We start from the raw sequence: 15,347 nt of genomic DNA, 5'->3' as shown, positions 1-15,347 counted from the left end.
AGCGCAACGGCCTCCTGCACCATCGCGATGCCGCCGCAGCGTTCTCGACCCGTCCGGAGCATTCACCTCGAGGCCTGCCTGCGTCAGGCATGCGACGGGCGACCGCGGCCTCGGCTGAGACCTCGCGACAACCAACCTCGCGATGCGGAGCGCGCCCGAGGCCAAATGGCCGCGATCGGCTCCGATCGAGTTCCATAGTTGCGTGACGTGATTCGATCGATTTGCGGCGGCCGCCGGGATTTTGTATGACGACGTGCATATAAGCCGGATATTGGGCTCCGGCTGTGGCTCTCGTGCAACGCCTCTTGTTTCAGGCTGCCAGCCGGTGTTGCCGTCGTGCCAGGATCAGCAGCGTCACGACGATGGCCAGGTTCAGACCATTCCACGCGACGCCGTTGGCGAAGGCCGCCGAATAGGACCCCGTGGCGTCGAAGATGACGCCCGAGACCCAGCCGCCGAACGACATGCCGAACACCGAGGCGAAGATGATGATGCCGACCCGGGTGGCGGCCTCGCGCGCCGGCATCGCCTCACGCACGATGATCGCATAGCTCGGTACGATGCCGCCCTGGAACAGGCCGAACATGCCCGAGATCAGATAGAGCGACGTCAGGCCGTCGAAGAACAGATAGAACAGCAGCGCAAAACCCTGCGCCAGCGAGCCGATCAGCAAGGTCCTGACGCCGCCGATGCGATCGGCGAGAAAGCCGGAGCCGATCCGGCTGACGATGCCGAGCGCCATCATCAAGGACAGCATCTGCGCGCCGATGGCGACGCCGTAGCCGAGATCGCCGCAATAGGCGACGATGTGCACCTGCGGCATCGCCATCGCCACGCAGCAGGCGATCGCGGCGACGCTGAGCAGCACCGTCAGCGCATTGGTGGAGATCGGCAGCTCCAGTTGCGGCGGCGCCGCGCTGGCATGATTCTGCGCGCCGGCGCCATCCATGCGGGCGCGCAACACCAGGAGCAGCGCGCTCATCGTCACCGCGCAGAACACACCGAGCGCGACATGGCTGGCGCGCCAGCCGATCTGCTGCACGCCCCAATTCACCAGCGGCGGCCACACCGTGCCGGCGACGTAGTTGCCCGAGGCGACGATGGTGACGGCGAGGCCGCGATAGCGCACGAACCAGTGCGACGCCTCCGCCATCAGCGGCGCGAAGGTGACGGACGAGCCGAGTCCGACGAGGAAATACACCGCCTGAAACTGCCACAGCGTCACCGAGGCGCCGGCGAGCAGATAGGCCGCGGCCGTCGTCGCGATGCTGAGCGCCATTGCGGTGACGATGCCGAAGCGGTCGGTGATCCGGCCGACGATGACGCCGCCGAGGCCGAAGCCGAACATCGTCAGCGTGTAGGCCAGCGAGACCGCGCCGCGGCTGGCAGCGAACTCGGCCTGCACGACCGGCAGAACGACGACGACGGTCCACATCCCGGCGCCGCCGATGGAACCGATGACGAGCGCAAGCGCCAGCCGCGCCCAGGCCTGGCGCGAGTCCGGAATGAAATGAGGCGCTTGCTCGAATCTTGTATTGGGTCCGTGCACGATTTCAGCAACTTCGTTGCCGCACCGCATCAGGTCAAGCCACATTGCTGCGGCAATGGGCATGCAGAAGCAGCGCAACAGGAGGGATCTGCACGATCACGGTTCGGCCCTCTTGGCGGCGCAACGCTTTATCATTAGGTTGCGCGCCGGATTGGAGTGATTGGCCGCGCATGTCGTTGGGACTGACACGAAAGATGCTGATGGTGGCAGGACGGCTGCTCGTCCTTGCTTACCTCGTCTGCGTGGTCAGCCCCGGCGTGGCGCTCGCGCTCGGCGCGGGGGTGGCGCCCTGTCTCGACGAGACCGTCGTTGGCGCTGTGGTCTCGCCTCACGACGCGGCTCGCCACGAGATGGTCATGACTGCGATGCCGCAGACAATTGCGGCGCACGCCCATCATCATGCTCATCCTGTCGCCGACGCCGGAATGCACGCTCCAGCTTCCTCGCCGTCGCACCACGATCATGGCAAGATGCCAGGCCCGTGCTGCGCCATGATGTGCGCCGTGGGCCTGGCCGCCACGCTGCCGGCAGTCGCCCTCCCCGCCCGCCTCGCTGCCATCGGCGTCGTTGCGCGCGACGAAGGCCTGCCCAGCCGCACGCCGCCGCGCCTGTACCGTCCCCCCATCGTCCTGGCCTGAGCGAACGACCCCGGCTTCGCGCGCAAATGACGCGCGGCCGCTCGCGTTTCATCAGACCAAGGATACCTCATGTTGTCGCAATCCAGGGCGACGCCCGCTGCCGCATGTCCGGCGCGGCGCAGCCTGCCATTCTCCGTCGTCGCCGGCGCATTGACGCTGCTTGCCGCGACGAGCCTCGCCGCCTGCCAGCCGCGCACGGTCGCGTTAGCCGGGGCTGATCCGGCCGATCCGGCGGCGAACGCTGCGCCCGTGCGCATGTCGGGCGTCGTCGGACCCTACACGCCACTGCGCCCGGCCGCGCCGGCCGCCTGGGGCCAGCGCACCGACCCCGGCGCACCGCGCCCTGAGCCGAGCCGCTAAGGAGCGCCACATGCAGGGGACCATCAGGCTCGCGGCGCTCGCCGCAGCACTTGCGCTCGCAGGCTGCGCCTCGTTCTCGCCGGACGGCGGCATGAGCGCCGTCGCGGACATCGCCGGCCACACCACCGGCAAGGAGGTCGCCTCGGTGAGAGGCAATGACGACGCCGAACGCGTCCGCGCTGCGACGCGCCGCCTGCTCGCCCGGCCCTTGTCGGCTGATGCCGCCGTGCAGGTCGCGCTGTTCAACAACAAGGGCCTGCAGGCGACCTACAACGCGCTCGCGCTCAGCGAGGCGGACATGGTCGAGGCCAGCCTGCCGCCGAACCCGACCTTCTCCCTGATGCGCATCAGCGGCGACGGCGCGCTGGAGGCCGAGCGTCAGGTCGCCGGCGACATCCTGGCGCTCGCCACCTTGCCGCTGCGCTCGGAGATCGCGCGCGAGCGGTTTCGCCAGGCCCAATTGAAGGCCGCGCTGGCGACGCTGCGGCTCGCCGCGGAAGTGCGCCACGCGCATGTGCGCGTCGTCGCCGCCAACGAGCTGGTGGCCCTGCTGGTCGAGGCGCAATCGGCCGCGGAGGCGACCGCGAAGCTCGCCTCGAAGCTCGGCGAGACCGGCGCGCTCAACCGGCTCGATCAGGCGCGCGAGCAGGTGTTCTATGCCGAGACCACGGCCGAGCTCGCCACCGCCCGCCGTGCCGCCGGAAGCGCCCGCGAGCGGCTGATCCGTCTGATGGGCCTGTGGGGCGACGATCTGAATTTCCGCCTGCCCGATCGGTTGCCGGCGCTGCCGCGCCGCCCGCTGAGCCAGCCCTTCGTCGAGGCCGATGCCGTCGGCCATCGCATCGATCTGCAGGTCGCCCGCCTCGAGCTCACGGCGCTCGCCACCGCGCTGCAGCTCAGCGAGGCGACGCGCTTCGTCACGTTGCTCGATCTCGCCGGTCTCGACCGCAAGACCGTCGAGCCCGACGGCCGCATCATCCGCGAACGCGGCTACGACGTGCAGTTCCAGATCCCGATCTTCGACGGCGGCGAGGTCCGCGTGCGGCAGGCGGCCGAGACCTACAACATCGCCTTCAACCGCCTGACCGAGCGCGCCGTCACCGTCCGCTCCGAGGCGCGCGACGCCTATCGCAGCTACCGCGCGGCCTTCGACATCGCCGGCCATTACGCCCGCGAGGTGCTGCCGCTGCGCCGGATCATCAGCGAGGAGATGCAGCTGCGCTATTCCAGCATGCAGGTCGACATCTTCGCGCTGCTGCTCGAGGCGCGGCAGCGCCTGGCCTCGCGCCGCGCCGCGATCGACGCCGTCAGAGACTTCTTCCTCGCCGAGGCCGAGCTGTCGGCCGCCGTCAACGGCGGAGTCGCGAGCGGCGAAGACAGCGCACAGCAGACCGCGAGCGCGCTCGCGCCAAGCAACGACTGAGAGGAGAGCCAACATGTTGTCCCGCCGAACCCTGCTCGGCTCCGCGGCGCTGGCCGGCGCCTCCGCCGTCTCCGGCCGCGTCCAGGCTGCCTCCATTCCGGAGGCGCCGACCATGGACAAGGCCGTGATGCAGCCGCCGTTGCATCCCAGCGCCGGCCCGGACTATCAGCCCGTGGTCACGCTCAACGGCTGGTCGCTGCCGTTCCGCATGAACGGCGACTGGAAGGAATTCCATCTCGTCGCCGAGCCGGTCACACGCGAGTTCGCGCCCGGCATGACCACGCATCTGTGGGGCTACAACGGCCAATCGCCGGGCCCGACCATCGAGGCGGTCGAGGGCGACAAGCTCCGCATCTTCGTCACCAACAGATTGCCGGAATATACCACCGTACATTGGCATGGCGTGATCCTGCCCTGCGGCATGGACGGCGTCGGCGGCCTGACGCAGCCGCACATCAAGCCCGGCAAGACCTTCGTCTACGAGTTCGAGATGAAGCATGCCGGCACCTTCATGTATCACCCGCACGCCGACGAGATGGTGCAGATGGCGATGGGCATGATGGGCATGATCGTCGTGCATCCGCGCGACAACCTGCCGCCGCCGGTCGACCGCGACTTCGTGTTCGTGATGTCGACCTACCGCATCGAGCCCGGCAGCTATCTGCCGAAGGTCAACGAGATGACCGACTTCAACATGTGGACCTGGAATGCGCGGGTGTTTCCCGGCATCGATTCCTTGCCGGTGCGGCTCGGCGATCGCGTCCGCATCCGCATCGGCAATCTCACCATGACCAACCATCCGATCCACCTCCACGGCCACAAGTTCAAGGTGATCGGCACCGACGGCGGCTGGCTTCCCGAAACGGCGCAATTCCCGGAGACCACGACCGACGTGCCGGTCGGCGCGGTGCGCGTGCTCGACTTCACCGCCGACAACCCCGGCGACTGGGCGTTCCATTGCCACAAGTCGCATCACACGATGAATGCGATGGGCCACGACATGCGCAACCTGATCGGCGTACCGCGCAAGGAGCTGGCCGCCGCCGTCGGCAAGCTCGCGCCCGACGGCATGGTGATGGGCAACACCGGCATGGCGATGGGCAACATGGAGATGCCGGCCCCCGACAACACGCTGCCGATGATGACCGGCAGCGGCCAGTTCGGGCCGATCGAGATGGGCGGCATGTTCACGACCGTGAAGGTGCGCGAGGGCCTCGCCCGCGACGACTACCGCGATCCCGGCCCGTATCAGTTCCCCAAGGGCACCGTGGCCTACGAAGTCGCGAGCGCGCCGGAGCCGGTGCGGCGAAGCGACGGCGCACCGACGCAGGTCCGCACCCAGCGCTGAATTCACCAAACACCGCATCAACCGACGACCACCATCAGGAGATCTCCATGAAGACTGCATTCGCGATCAGCGCAATGGCGGCGGCCGCTCTGATCGTCGCACCGGCCCGTGGCCATGAGCAGCACGGATCGCGCGGCTATTCCGCCGGCGAGCCGGGTGATCCCAAACAGCCGTCACGCACCATCGAGGTGCTGCTGAGCGAGATGGAGTTCACGCCGGCGCGCATCGAGGTGAAGCGCGGCGAGCAGATCCGCTTCGTGCTGCGCAACACCGGCAAGGAGGATCACGAGTTCCTGCTCGCCACCAAGGCCGAGAACCTGAAGCACGCCGCGGTCATGAAGAAGCACCCGCATATGGAGCACGACGAGCCCAACGGCGCCCGGCTCGCGCCGAACAAGACCGCCGAGCTGCTGTGGCGGTTCACCAAGCCCGGCACGTTCGAATACTCCTGCCTGATCCCAGATCATCGCGAGTTCGGCATGACCGGCCACGTTGCCGTGAAGTGACGGATGAAGCCGTCTTGACAACGCGTAGGGCGGATCATCGCCGCGTCATTCGCCCTACGCCTCGCCATGAGTTCACCAGTAGAAGGAAACACATCATGAAGTCGTTCTCTCAGCTCGCGACCGCCGCCGCGTTGGTTCTCGCTCTCGCGACCCCTGCCCTCGCCGCCGAGGCCATCAGCGGCGACGTCAAGAAGGTCGATGAGGCCAACGCCAAGATCACGCTCCACCACGGCCCGGCCAAGAGTCTTGGCATGGACGGGGCCATGACCATGGTCTACCGCGTCAAGGACGCTGCGCTGCTGAGAGGCCTCAAGGCCGGCGACAAGGTGAAGTTCGAGGCGGTCGAGGACGCCTCCGGCTACACGGTGACCAAGATCGAGAAGGGCAAGTAGGCGGCAGCGTTTCGAGCCGTCCCCTTCTCCACCGCCATTCCGGGGCGCGCGCGGCGACGACGTCGCCGGACAGCGCGAGCCCGGAATGACGTGCGGATGGATCAGGCCACGAACCGGTGGCCGGTTTGCTTTCCAAGTTCGGATCGTATGATCGCGGCTCCCTGCGCGGAGCATGCCATGAAAGCCTATCTCGTCCTCGATCTCGCCGTTCACGACTTCGCAGCATTCAAGGTCTACATCGAGGCGATCCCCGCTTTCATCGCCAGGCACGGCGGCCGTTATATCGTGCAAGGTGCGATGCCGACTCCGGTCGAAGGCAACTGGACGCCGGAGCGGATGGTGATCCTCGAATTCCCGTCGCGGCAGAACGCGACCGGCTTTCTCAGCGATCCCGACATCCAGGAGCTGTTCGCGATCCGGCACCGCACCACGACGAGCCGGCTGGTGCTGGTCGACGGCTGCACCGAGTGAGCGTGCGTTGCAATGTTGTGCAGGTGGACAGCGCACAGCTTGGCAAGACCCCTATAGCCCGGCGCGACATCCGCAAGCGGCGGATCACGCTGCGCTGATCCGCCGTACGCGAGCTGCCCCTGTCATTCGGGCGCAAAGACCGTTCGCCATCGTGCCGTTAACCATTTGCTAACCATGGCGCGGGCAAGCTTCGCCGCGTCGCGCTGCGCGTGGCCGGCGACCGGACGACCACAGGACATCCTGGGCTTTGCTGCCGCCGGGCATGGCGGCGGGCCGGTTGCCGGCCGCAGCGCGCCGCTGCGGCGTCCGACGCCATGCCGTCCTGTCTGTCCGGAGACCCAAGTCCTTGAGCACCGTCGGTTCGCGCGCCTTCCAGAAGGCGCGGCAGGAAAAGAAGCAGAAGAAGCTCGTCGAGACGCAGCTGACGACGGCGTACAAGGCCTTCCAGGCTGGACGCCAGGCCGAGACGCAGGCGCTGTGCGCGAAGCTGCTGCAGGAGGTCCCCGGCTGCTTCGATGCCATGCATCTGCTCGGCGTGTCGCTGGTGTCATCGGCGCGCTTCGCCGAGGCCACCGCCTTCCTGACGCAGGCCGTCGCGATGGAGCCGAATTCCGCCGACGCGCAGTCCAATCTCGGCTGGGCGCTGATCAATTGCGAGCGCTACGAGGAGGCGCGCGCCGCGCTGGAGCGATCGCTGGCGCTGCGCCCGAATGCGCCGATCACCTTGCGCAACCTCGCGATCGCGCTGCTGCGGCTCGGACAGGGCGAGGCCTCGCTCGCGGCCGCGACCCGCGCCCTCGAGCTCAAGCCGGACGACGTCGATGCCTGGTGCAATCGCAGCGTCGCCGAGCTGATGCTGCGGCGGTGGGACGCCGCTGCCGCCAGCGCCGAGCGCGCGCTGGCCTTCAACCCGAACCATTTCGAGGCCACGGTCAACAAGGGCCTCGCCCATCTCGAGCTGCACCATTTCGAGCTGGCGGAAGCGACCTTCAATGCGGCGCTGGCGGCACGCCCGGCCCACGCCGAGCTGCGGGCGCATCGCGGCCGGCTCTACATGATCTCCGGACGCACGGCGGAAGCCGAAGCCGATTTCGACGCCGCCGTGACGCTCGATCCCAATCTGCAACTGGGATGGCAGGGCAAGGCGCAGATCTGCATCCTCAACGGCAACGTCGCGCAGGCGATGGCCGCCTGCAAGCGCGTGCTCGACACCAATCCGAAGGCGCAGGTCGCGCTCACTTTGCTCGGCGCCTGTCGCGGCCGGCTCGGCGACGTCGCAGGCGCCATCGCCCAGTTCGACCAGGCGCTCGCGGTGCAGCCGGACTATGACGAGGCGATCACCAAGAAGATCTTCTATCTCGACTTCCTGCCCGGCGCCGACTTCGCGGTCCAGCAGGCGGCGCGGCAATATTGGTGGATGGCGGTCGGCTCCAAATTCCCGCGCCGCAAACTTGCGCCGCGTTCGCTCGATCCCGACCGGCGCATCGTCGTCGGCTACGTCTCGGCCGACTTCCGCATGCATTCGGCGGCCTTCGCCTTCCTGCCCGTGCTGCGCGGCCACGACAAGACGCAGGTCCAGGTCAACTGCTACTCGACCTCGCCGCGGCACGATTCCTACACCGCGACGTTCCAGTCGATCGCCGACGTCTGGGTCGAGGCCTCGAGCCTGTCCGACGACGAGCTCGCCGACCGCATCCAGGCCGACGGCGTCGACATCCTGGTCGATCTCTCCGGCTACACCACGGGCACGCGCATGCCGGTGTTCGCGCGCAAGCCGGCGCCGATCCAGGTCACGGCCTGGGGCAGCGGCACCGGCACGGGCCTTGCCACCATGGACTACTTCTTCGCCGATCCGGTCACGGTGCCCGAGAGCGTCCGGCCGCTGTTCGCCGAGCACGTCCACGACCTGCCCTCGGTGATCACGATCGATCCGGTGCTCGACGTTCCGCCGTCGCCGCTGCCGATGCTGACGAACGGCCACGTCACCTTCGGCGTCTACAACCGCATCGACAAGATCTCCGACGCGGCGATCGCGCTGTGGGCGCGGCTGCTCGCCGAGATCCCCGATGCGAAGCTCGTCGTCAAGCATCTCGCGCTGAACGATCCCGCGGTGCGCGACGGGCTGCTCGCCCGCTTCGTCGCACACGGCGTGCCCGAGGCGCGCATCCTCTGCCTCGGCGCCAGCGAGCGCGTCGAGCATCTCAAGTCCTACGAGCGCATCGACATCTCGCTCGACCCGTTCCCGCAGAACGGCGGCATCTCGACGTTCGAATCGCTCTACATGGGCGTGCCGGTCGTCGCCAAGCTCGGCGCCGGCGCGGCCTCGCGCGCCGCCGGCGCCATCCTGACCGCGGCCGGCCTCGCCGACTGGGTCGCCGGCGATGATGACGGCTACATCCGGATCGCCAAGAGCTTTGCCGCGCAGCCCGAGCTGCTGGTGAAGCTGCGGCCCGAACTACCCGGCCTGGTCGCGCGCTCGGCGGCTGGCGACGTCGCCAACTACACGCGCTGCGTCGAAGCCGGCTATCGGCAGTTCTGGCGGGACTATTGCGCCAAGGGAAGCAAGGCCGGCGCCTGATCGCGCCGTGCCAAGGCCTCGATCTCGCAGCAGCCCTCGACGACCGATCGCACGAACGTCCGGCTTCGACCGCCCCCCTGCAACCGCAAGCTGCATCGATTTCCGCTGTGCCATTTTGGCCGCGTGCGATGAGGCGACGACTCTCGGACTGATACCACGGCGTTTCTCCGTCCAGACCAAGGCGCAATCAAGCCCGTGGCTTTTTGGTGGCGAGGATGCGCCTCGCAGCAGCTCCGGTTGCGCCCAACCGGCGAGTAGTAGACCTCATTCCTCAACCAAGGAGATCATGCGCGAAAATCGGCCGCGCCTCGCGATCGCCGTGTGGCCGGCAACGGAGGAATTTGGGGCATGCGGGTCGCGTTGTTGAGTTGCGTCGTTGCGGCGGGATTGAGTCTGGCGGCACCGTTGCTGCCGGCCATGGCACAGACGGCGCGGACCGGAAGGCCGGCGGCGGCAACGGCCGCTGCGGCCGGCGAAGGCGGCAAGCTGCAGGAGTCCAACGAATGGACGGTCGGCGTCGCCGGCGGCCTGCTCGAAGGCACCAACATCCGTTTTGCCGCCGAGATGGCCAAGGTGCTCGACGACCGCCCGAACCTGCGCGTGCTGCCGATGGTGACCTACGGCGCGCTCGGCAACATCGAGGACCTGCTGTATCTGCGCGGCGTCGACGTCACCATCACCTCGGCCGACGTGCTCGACGAGTTCGTCCGCAACGGCACGCTCGCCAACATCAAGAACCGGATCCGCTACATCTGCTCGTTCTACATCAACGAGATGCATGTCTACGTCCGCCCGGAGATCAGGACGCTGGAGGATCTCGCCGGCAAGAAGGTCTCCTTCAACACCGTGGGCAGCGCCGCCAACCTCACCGGCGGCATCGTGTTCGACCGGCTCAAGATCGGCGCGGAAAAGGTGTTCATCAACAATTCGGTGGCGCTGGAGAAGATGCGCAGTGGCGAGATCGCCGGCGTCGTCCACGTCACGGGCAAGCCGACCGACCTGTTCGCCAAGTTCAAGCCCGAGCCGGGCTTCCACTTCCTGCCGATTCCGTTCGCGCGCAGCCTGCAGGACTACTACGTGCCGACCAAGCTGACCTCGCAGGACTACCCCAATCTGCTCAAGCCCGGCGAGAGCGTCGAGACCATCGGCGTGCCGCAGGTGCTGGCGGTCTACAACTGGCCGCCGGAGACCGAGCGCTACCGCCGCGTCGCGCGCTTCGTCGACTATCTGTTCAAGCGGTTCGACCAGTTCAAGCAGCCGCCGTTCCATCCGAAATGGAACGAGATCAACCTCGCCTCCTCGCTGCCCGGCTGGACCCGCTTCCGCGCCGCGGAGGAGCTGCTGGCCAGCACGCGCCCGCCGCAGGCCGACGGCGCCGCCGTCAAGCAGCAGTTCGACGAGTGGATGAGCACGCGGGCGCCGACCGGCGGCCGGCGGATGAGCGAGGACGAGACCAGGGTCCTGTTCGAGCAGTTCCGCGACTGGATGAAGCGGGACGGCGGCCAGCCGGCGCGATAGCGCCGATGGTCGTGGCGTCGACTACGACACCGCCGGCTTGCGGCGCAGCGCCGCCGGCGTGTCGGGTTGCGCCAGCGGATGGGCGGACGCGAACGCCGGTAGCGCCATCGCGGCCTCGACGACGCGCTGCACCGTCGGCGTCGCGGCGAGGTCGAGGCCTTTATTGCGCGCGAAGACGGCGTGGCCGGCGAGGCAGATGTCGGCCATCGTCGGCGCATCGCCATGGCAGAACCGGCCGGTCGCGACATGGCCTGCAAGCTGGGCCTCGATCGCGACCAGCATCTCCGACGCCCAGTGCCTGAGCCAGGCCGCGCGCGCCGCGTCGTCCACGCGCAGCACCTCGGTGAGATAGCGCTGCACCCGCGGCGTCGTCAGCGGATGCGCATCGCAGGCGATCATCGCCGCCAGCGCCCTCACCCGCGCGCGCCCCTTGGCATCGGCAGGCAGCAGCGCAGCGCCCGGACAGGCTTCGTCGAGATATTCGAGGATCGCCAGCGACTGCGTCAGCACGGTGCCGTCGTCGAGCACCAGCGCCGGCAGCGCCATCTGCGGGTTGAGCGCGGCATAGGCCTCGTCGCGATGCTGCTGCCGGTCGACATCGACCGCGACCTGCTGATAGGCGATGCCCTTGAGGTTGAGCGCGATGCGCACGCGAAAGCTCGCCAGCGACTGCCAGAACGAATAGAGCTTCATGCGGGCCCCCCCTGGGCAGGCGAGTGAATGTCGACGTCTTCGATCGATCCGTCGCCCACGGTCGACATTCGATATCCGGCGATCAGTTCACGCTCGAGATGAAGCCTGCGAGAATCGTCCGGCTCTGGCTGAGTGCCTCGATGCGTTGATCGATGAGGCCGACCTGCTGCGCCAGTATTCTTCGCAAATTGTCGCAAGGCCTGAAATCTGGACGGTTGTTGCGCACGCAGGGGAGCAACTGCTTGATCGTCTCGAGCGTCATGCCGGCGGAGCCGAGCAGTTTGATCCGGCGCACGGCTTCCTCGTCCGCCGGCCCGTAGTCGCGGTAACCGGACGAGGTTCGGTGCGGCGCGAGCAAGCCTTCGTCCTCGTAGTAACGCAGCATCCGGATGCTGACTCCCGTCCTCCGGGAAAGTTCGCCGATCTTCACCTGAAAACCTCTTGACCCTGACAGCGCTGTCAGACCTTACAGATCGTGCTCATCCAAGTGGAGTCCCCTTGTGACGGGAGCAACGATGAAAGCCTATCATTTGAATGGCCATGCGGGCGCGGGTCGCCTGGTGCGCACCGACGTCATCAAACCTGAACCCGCCCCTGGCGAGGTCCGCATTCGGGTCGAGGCGGCAAGTCTCAACTACCGCGACCTCCTGATCCTCGACCGAGCGGGTGAAGGCGGTTTCGACCGCCGCGTCCCGCTCTCCGACGGCGCAGGCATCGTTGATGCCGTAGGCTCCGATGTCGTTCAATGGCGCCCGGGCGACCGTGTGGCCGCATCGTTCTTTCGCGATTGGATTTCCGGGCCGTTCAAGGCGAGCTATGTTCCGTCAGCCCTCGGCGGCAGCACGATGGATGGCATGCTGGCGGAGTACGTGGTGCTGCCGGCGACGGCGCTGGTCCCCGTGCCGGCGCACCTCACGTCGATCGAAGCCGCGACCTTGCCCTGTGCCGGCGTGACGGCCTGGCACGGCCTCATCACCCGTGGCGGAATGGGCAAGGCCGACACGCTGCTGGTCCAGGGAACCGGCGGCGTCGCGCTGTTCGGCCTTCAGTTCGCGGCCGCGCTGAGCGCGCGCGCGATCGTCATCTCGTCCTCGGATGAGAAGCTCGCCCGCGCCCAGGCGCTCGGCGCCTCGATCCTGATCAACTACCGCGACACGCCCGATTGGGATGTGGCCGTGATGAAAGCGACGGACGGCGAAGGCGCCACGCATGTCCTCGAGCTCGGCGGCCCCGGCACCTACGACCGATCGCTGCGGTCGGTCGCTTCGGGTGGCAAGATCGTCCAGATCGGTGTCTTGACGGGGTTCGGCCCCAAGCCCGACCTTGCCCGCCTCCAATGGGAGAATGCCGACATCATCGGCGTCACCGTGGGTTCGGTCGAACATTTCACGGCCATGAATCGCTTCCTGAGCGAACACGCGATTCACCCGATCGTCGATCGCGTCTACGACTTCGACGACGCTCCCGAAGCGTTCGCCCATCTCCGGACCGCCGCGCACTTCGGCAAGATCGTTTTGAAGCTGTAGGTGTGGGGCAATGGCCGGCATGACCATGGGGCGGATCGGCTCATGGCGGCCAGCGCGCCGATGCCGCCATCTCGGGATGGCGTCGCATTTATGCAGCGTCACCGTACCCATCGGAAAATATGAGCGTCTAGTCAAAGGCGCTATCGCGTGCAATGTTGACGAGATCAAGCGCCGTCTCGCGACAGGCGATAAAATTGAGGAAATCCGAAGTCATATAGTTAGGCGACTCGGGGACCAGAAAAATGATTGAATTTTCGACGCTTGGAGCGATTGTCGGCTTCATCAGCGGAGGCGTCGTGCTGTTCGATAGATACTACAAAGGGCGCCCAATAGCCTCCCTCAGCACCATGGACGATGAGGGCACAAAGCGCGTCTGCATCCGCATCAAGAACACGACTGCCTACGACATCGCAATCACAGACCTGGTGGTGAAGCCACCAATCTATCACCTGGCCGAAAATCTCAATACGCGAAACATCATCAAGGGTGCGATGGGTCATAGCCCAAAGCTGCTGCTCCGCCCGGATGAGGAGAAACACCTTATCATCGCGCCGTTGTTTGACGGCGGGTTGGCAAGAGAAGTCTCGCGAGCTGGTCGAGTGAATTTTTACGTCAATTGGCGAAGCGGAAACTCGACATGGTGGTGGCGACGCGGAGTCCCCATCTTCACCCATACCAAGACGATCCGCGCATTCGGTCTACCGGAGCAGAACGAAGGTCTAGAGAGATAGAAGTCCTTTCAATATCGCAGCAAGTATTGCATGTACGAGAACTAAAAGCTCTGCCCGGACCTGCAGCCGCAACCCTCAATTCTAAAGAACCATGACGGACGAGAACCAACATTGGGTCCCGAGACTTCTGCTAAAGAAGTTTGTCGATACAGACGGACGCGTGTATCGGCTGGATATCCAATCAAACGTGATATCGAAGCCTCCGCCGAAGCATGCTGCTTGCGGCCCGAATTTTAATGAATTTGATATTGAAGGGCAGATCGTATCCTTCGAGGATCGCTTAGAGAAAATTGAGACTAGGGCTGCCCCGGTCCTCAAGCGGATCATTGAAGCTCGATCGCTTTCAGGCCTGTCATCGCCAGACCGCAAGAAAGTCGCTGATTTCGTCGCAGCGCAGAGCTTTCGTACTGAAGCTTTCTATAGAGGGCTTGCGAACAATCCTTCGCGAAAGAACTTCGGGTCGATCTTTACCCAACTGTGGGACAGCAGTTTCATCGTGTCGGCGCAAATCGAAAGGAGGCATTGGGTTTTGATGGTCATCGATCACGATGACGTTTTCTACCTCGGGGACCAGCCGGTGGTGTTGCAGCGTTCGCTCGATCCGAAGAACGGTAGCGATCTTGGTTTCGACGTGAAAGGAGTGGAGGCCTTTCTGCCGCTAAGCCCGAACTGCGCTCTTTTCATGCCTTGCCGGTCGGTCAGCGATTCGCTGATCGCGAGATACGAAGCTGCCATGGATCTTCATCGGACCGTATGTTCTGCAGTTATGCAGGGACATCCGGGCGGATCGGTCGAGCTGGCGACGGCCCAGGACACCATTCGACGCGGCGGCCCGCTCTATCAGTCCTACACAGCTGCGGCGCCGCTGACGGCCCAGCCCGAGAACGTCGAAAACCTAAATTATCTGCAATGCAGTTGGGCGCATGCCGGAGTCTTCAGCAATCGTCGCGACTTTACCTTCGCCAGAAGGGTGTTTTCTCAAACGCCACACTACAAGAGCCCGCCTGCGACGCGTCTTGTGTACAAGACTGCGTTTGTGCGCGACATACCCGGCGCTGCGCCAAAAGGCTGAACGGCAGCGCCACGCGCGGAACAATGGCTTTCTCGCAAGAGACGAGAGGCGTCGGGTTATTCAACAGGAACGAGGCCGCCTGAGCGCCATCTTGCTCCCATGCAACTCTTCGGGTTTTCGAGCATGGCTCGAGGAGCAATTGAAGTGGCAGTGCATTCATCCTCCGACGAAAAGCTCGCCCGCACCAGGGCGCTCGGCGCCTCGATCCTCAGCAACTACCGCGACACGCCCGATTGGGATGTCGCCGTGATGACAGCGACGGATGGCGAAGGCGCCAGTCATGTCCTCGAACTCGGCGGCGCCGGCACCTACGACCGGTCGCTAAGGTCGGTCGCTTCGGGTGGCAAGATCATTCAGATCGGTGTCTTGACGGGGTTCGGCCCGAAGCCCGACTTGGCCCGCCTGCAATGGGAGAATGCCGACATCATCGGCGTCACCGTCGGCTCGGTCGACCATTTCACGGCGATGAATCGCTTCCTGAGCGAACACGCGATTCACCCGATCGTCGATCGCGTCTACGACTTCGACGACGCTCCCGAAGC

15 protein-coding genes and 1 pseudogene are annotated in these 15,347 nt (G+C 65.9%); 13 read left to right on the top strand and 3 right to left on the bottom strand.

Translation table 11 applies throughout. The features are described 5' to 3' along the window. Nucleotides 1-310 precede the first annotated feature (310 nt). The gene (locus tag ACQR1E_RS32815; RefSeq protein ID WP_315752704.1) at nt 311-1,549 is read right to left on the bottom strand and encodes an MFS transporter; all 1,239 of its coding nucleotides are present in this window, start codon (nt 1,547-1,549) and stop codon (nt 311-313) included. Nucleotides 1,550-1,719: 170 nt separating this feature from the next. Here ACQR1E_RS32815 and ACQR1E_RS32810 point away from each other — a divergent pair, with 170 nt between their 5' ends. The 9 genes from ACQR1E_RS32810 (at nt 1,720) to ACQR1E_RS32770 (ending at nt 10,783) form a co-directional block, all read left to right on the top strand. After that, nucleotides 1,720-2,187 carry a hypothetical protein gene (locus ACQR1E_RS32810; RefSeq protein ID WP_315752703.1) on the top strand — a complete coding sequence of 156 codons (468 nt, stop codon included), beginning with the start codon at nt 1,720-1,722 and terminating at the stop codon, nt 2,185-2,187. A 69-nt stretch (nt 2,188-2,256) separates the two neighbouring features. Further along, nucleotides 2,257-2,547, top strand: a complete 291-nt coding sequence (locus tag ACQR1E_RS32805; protein WP_315714054.1) for a hypothetical protein — start codon at nt 2,257-2,259, stop codon at nt 2,545-2,547. 10 nt (nt 2,548-2,557) lie between these two features. Beyond that, nucleotides 2,558-3,970 (top strand): TolC family protein, encoded by a 1,413-nt coding sequence (locus tag ACQR1E_RS32800; protein WP_316166488.1) that lies wholly within the window; start codon nt 2,558-2,560, stop codon nt 3,968-3,970. 13 nt (nt 3,971-3,983) lie between these two features. Continuing rightward, entirely contained in the window at nt 3,984-5,318 is a 1,335-nt protein-coding gene (locus tag ACQR1E_RS32795) for a multicopper oxidase family protein (protein ID WP_316169350.1), read from the top strand. A gap of 47 nt (nt 5,319-5,365) precedes the next feature. Further along, nucleotides 5,366-5,824 (top strand): cupredoxin domain-containing protein, encoded by a 459-nt coding sequence (locus tag ACQR1E_RS32790; protein ID WP_315752700.1) that lies wholly within the window; start codon nt 5,366-5,368, stop codon nt 5,822-5,824. 95 nt (nt 5,825-5,919) lie between these two features. After that, entirely contained in the window at nt 5,920-6,216 is a 297-nt protein-coding gene (locus ACQR1E_RS32785; protein ID WP_316169351.1) for a copper-binding protein, read from the top strand. A 177-nt stretch (nt 6,217-6,393) separates the two neighbouring features. Beyond that, nucleotides 6,394-6,687, top strand: a complete 294-nt coding sequence (locus ACQR1E_RS32780) for a DUF1330 domain-containing protein (protein ID WP_316169352.1) — start codon at nt 6,394-6,396, stop codon at nt 6,685-6,687. A 346-nt stretch (nt 6,688-7,033) separates the two neighbouring features. Beyond that, nucleotides 7,034-9,265: a tetratricopeptide repeat protein gene (locus ACQR1E_RS32775; RefSeq protein WP_434898053.1), complete on the top strand. Its 2,232-nt coding sequence runs from the start codon at nt 7,034-7,036 to the stop codon at nt 9,263-9,265. A gap of 348 nt (nt 9,266-9,613) precedes the next feature. Beyond that, complete coding sequence (locus tag ACQR1E_RS32770) at nt 9,614-10,783, top strand: TAXI family TRAP transporter solute-binding subunit (protein WP_315752696.1); 1,170 nt, start codon at nt 9,614-9,616, stop codon at nt 10,781-10,783. A gap of 21 nt (nt 10,784-10,804) precedes the next feature. Here the strand turns inward: ACQR1E_RS32770 and maiA are convergent, their stop codons facing one another. Beyond that, nucleotides 10,805-11,476 (bottom strand): maleylacetoacetate isomerase, encoded by a 672-nt coding sequence (maiA, locus tag ACQR1E_RS32765; protein WP_434898052.1) that lies wholly within the window; start codon nt 11,474-11,476, stop codon nt 10,805-10,807. A gap of 82 nt (nt 11,477-11,558) precedes the next feature. Next, entirely contained in the window at nt 11,559-11,906 is a 348-nt protein-coding gene (locus ACQR1E_RS32760) for a MerR family transcriptional regulator (RefSeq protein ID WP_315714045.1), read from the bottom strand. An 85-nt stretch (nt 11,907-11,991) separates the two neighbouring features. On the opposite strand from ACQR1E_RS32760, the gene ACQR1E_RS32755 reads away from it, so the two are divergent. The 4 genes and pseudogenes from ACQR1E_RS32755 to ACQR1E_RS32740 all read left to right on the top strand — a co-directional run. After that, nucleotides 11,992-13,002, top strand: coding sequence for a zinc-dependent alcohol dehydrogenase family protein (locus ACQR1E_RS32755; RefSeq protein WP_434898051.1), 1,011 nt, complete (start codon nt 11,992-11,994; stop codon nt 13,000-13,002). Between the two features lie 242 nt (nt 13,003-13,244). Further along, nucleotides 13,245-13,733 (top strand): hypothetical protein, encoded by a 489-nt coding sequence (locus tag ACQR1E_RS32750; protein WP_434844219.1) that lies wholly within the window; start codon nt 13,245-13,247, stop codon nt 13,731-13,733. A gap of 91 nt (nt 13,734-13,824) precedes the next feature. Next, nucleotides 13,825-14,805 carry a DUF4238 domain-containing protein gene (locus ACQR1E_RS32745; RefSeq protein WP_434898050.1) on the top strand — a complete coding sequence of 327 codons (981 nt, stop codon included), beginning with the start codon at nt 13,825-13,827 and terminating at the stop codon, nt 14,803-14,805. 150 nt (nt 14,806-14,955) lie between these two features. Then, nucleotides 14,956-15,347 (top strand): annotated as a pseudogene (locus tag ACQR1E_RS32740) (zinc-binding dehydrogenase); the annotation flags it as partial.

Source organism: Bradyrhizobium sp. HKCCYLRH1030 (assembly GCF_051168395.1).
Taxonomy (GTDB): domain Bacteria; phylum Pseudomonadota; class Alphaproteobacteria; order Rhizobiales; family Xanthobacteraceae; genus Bradyrhizobium.
This window is presented reverse-complemented; position numbering and strand designations above follow the sequence as displayed.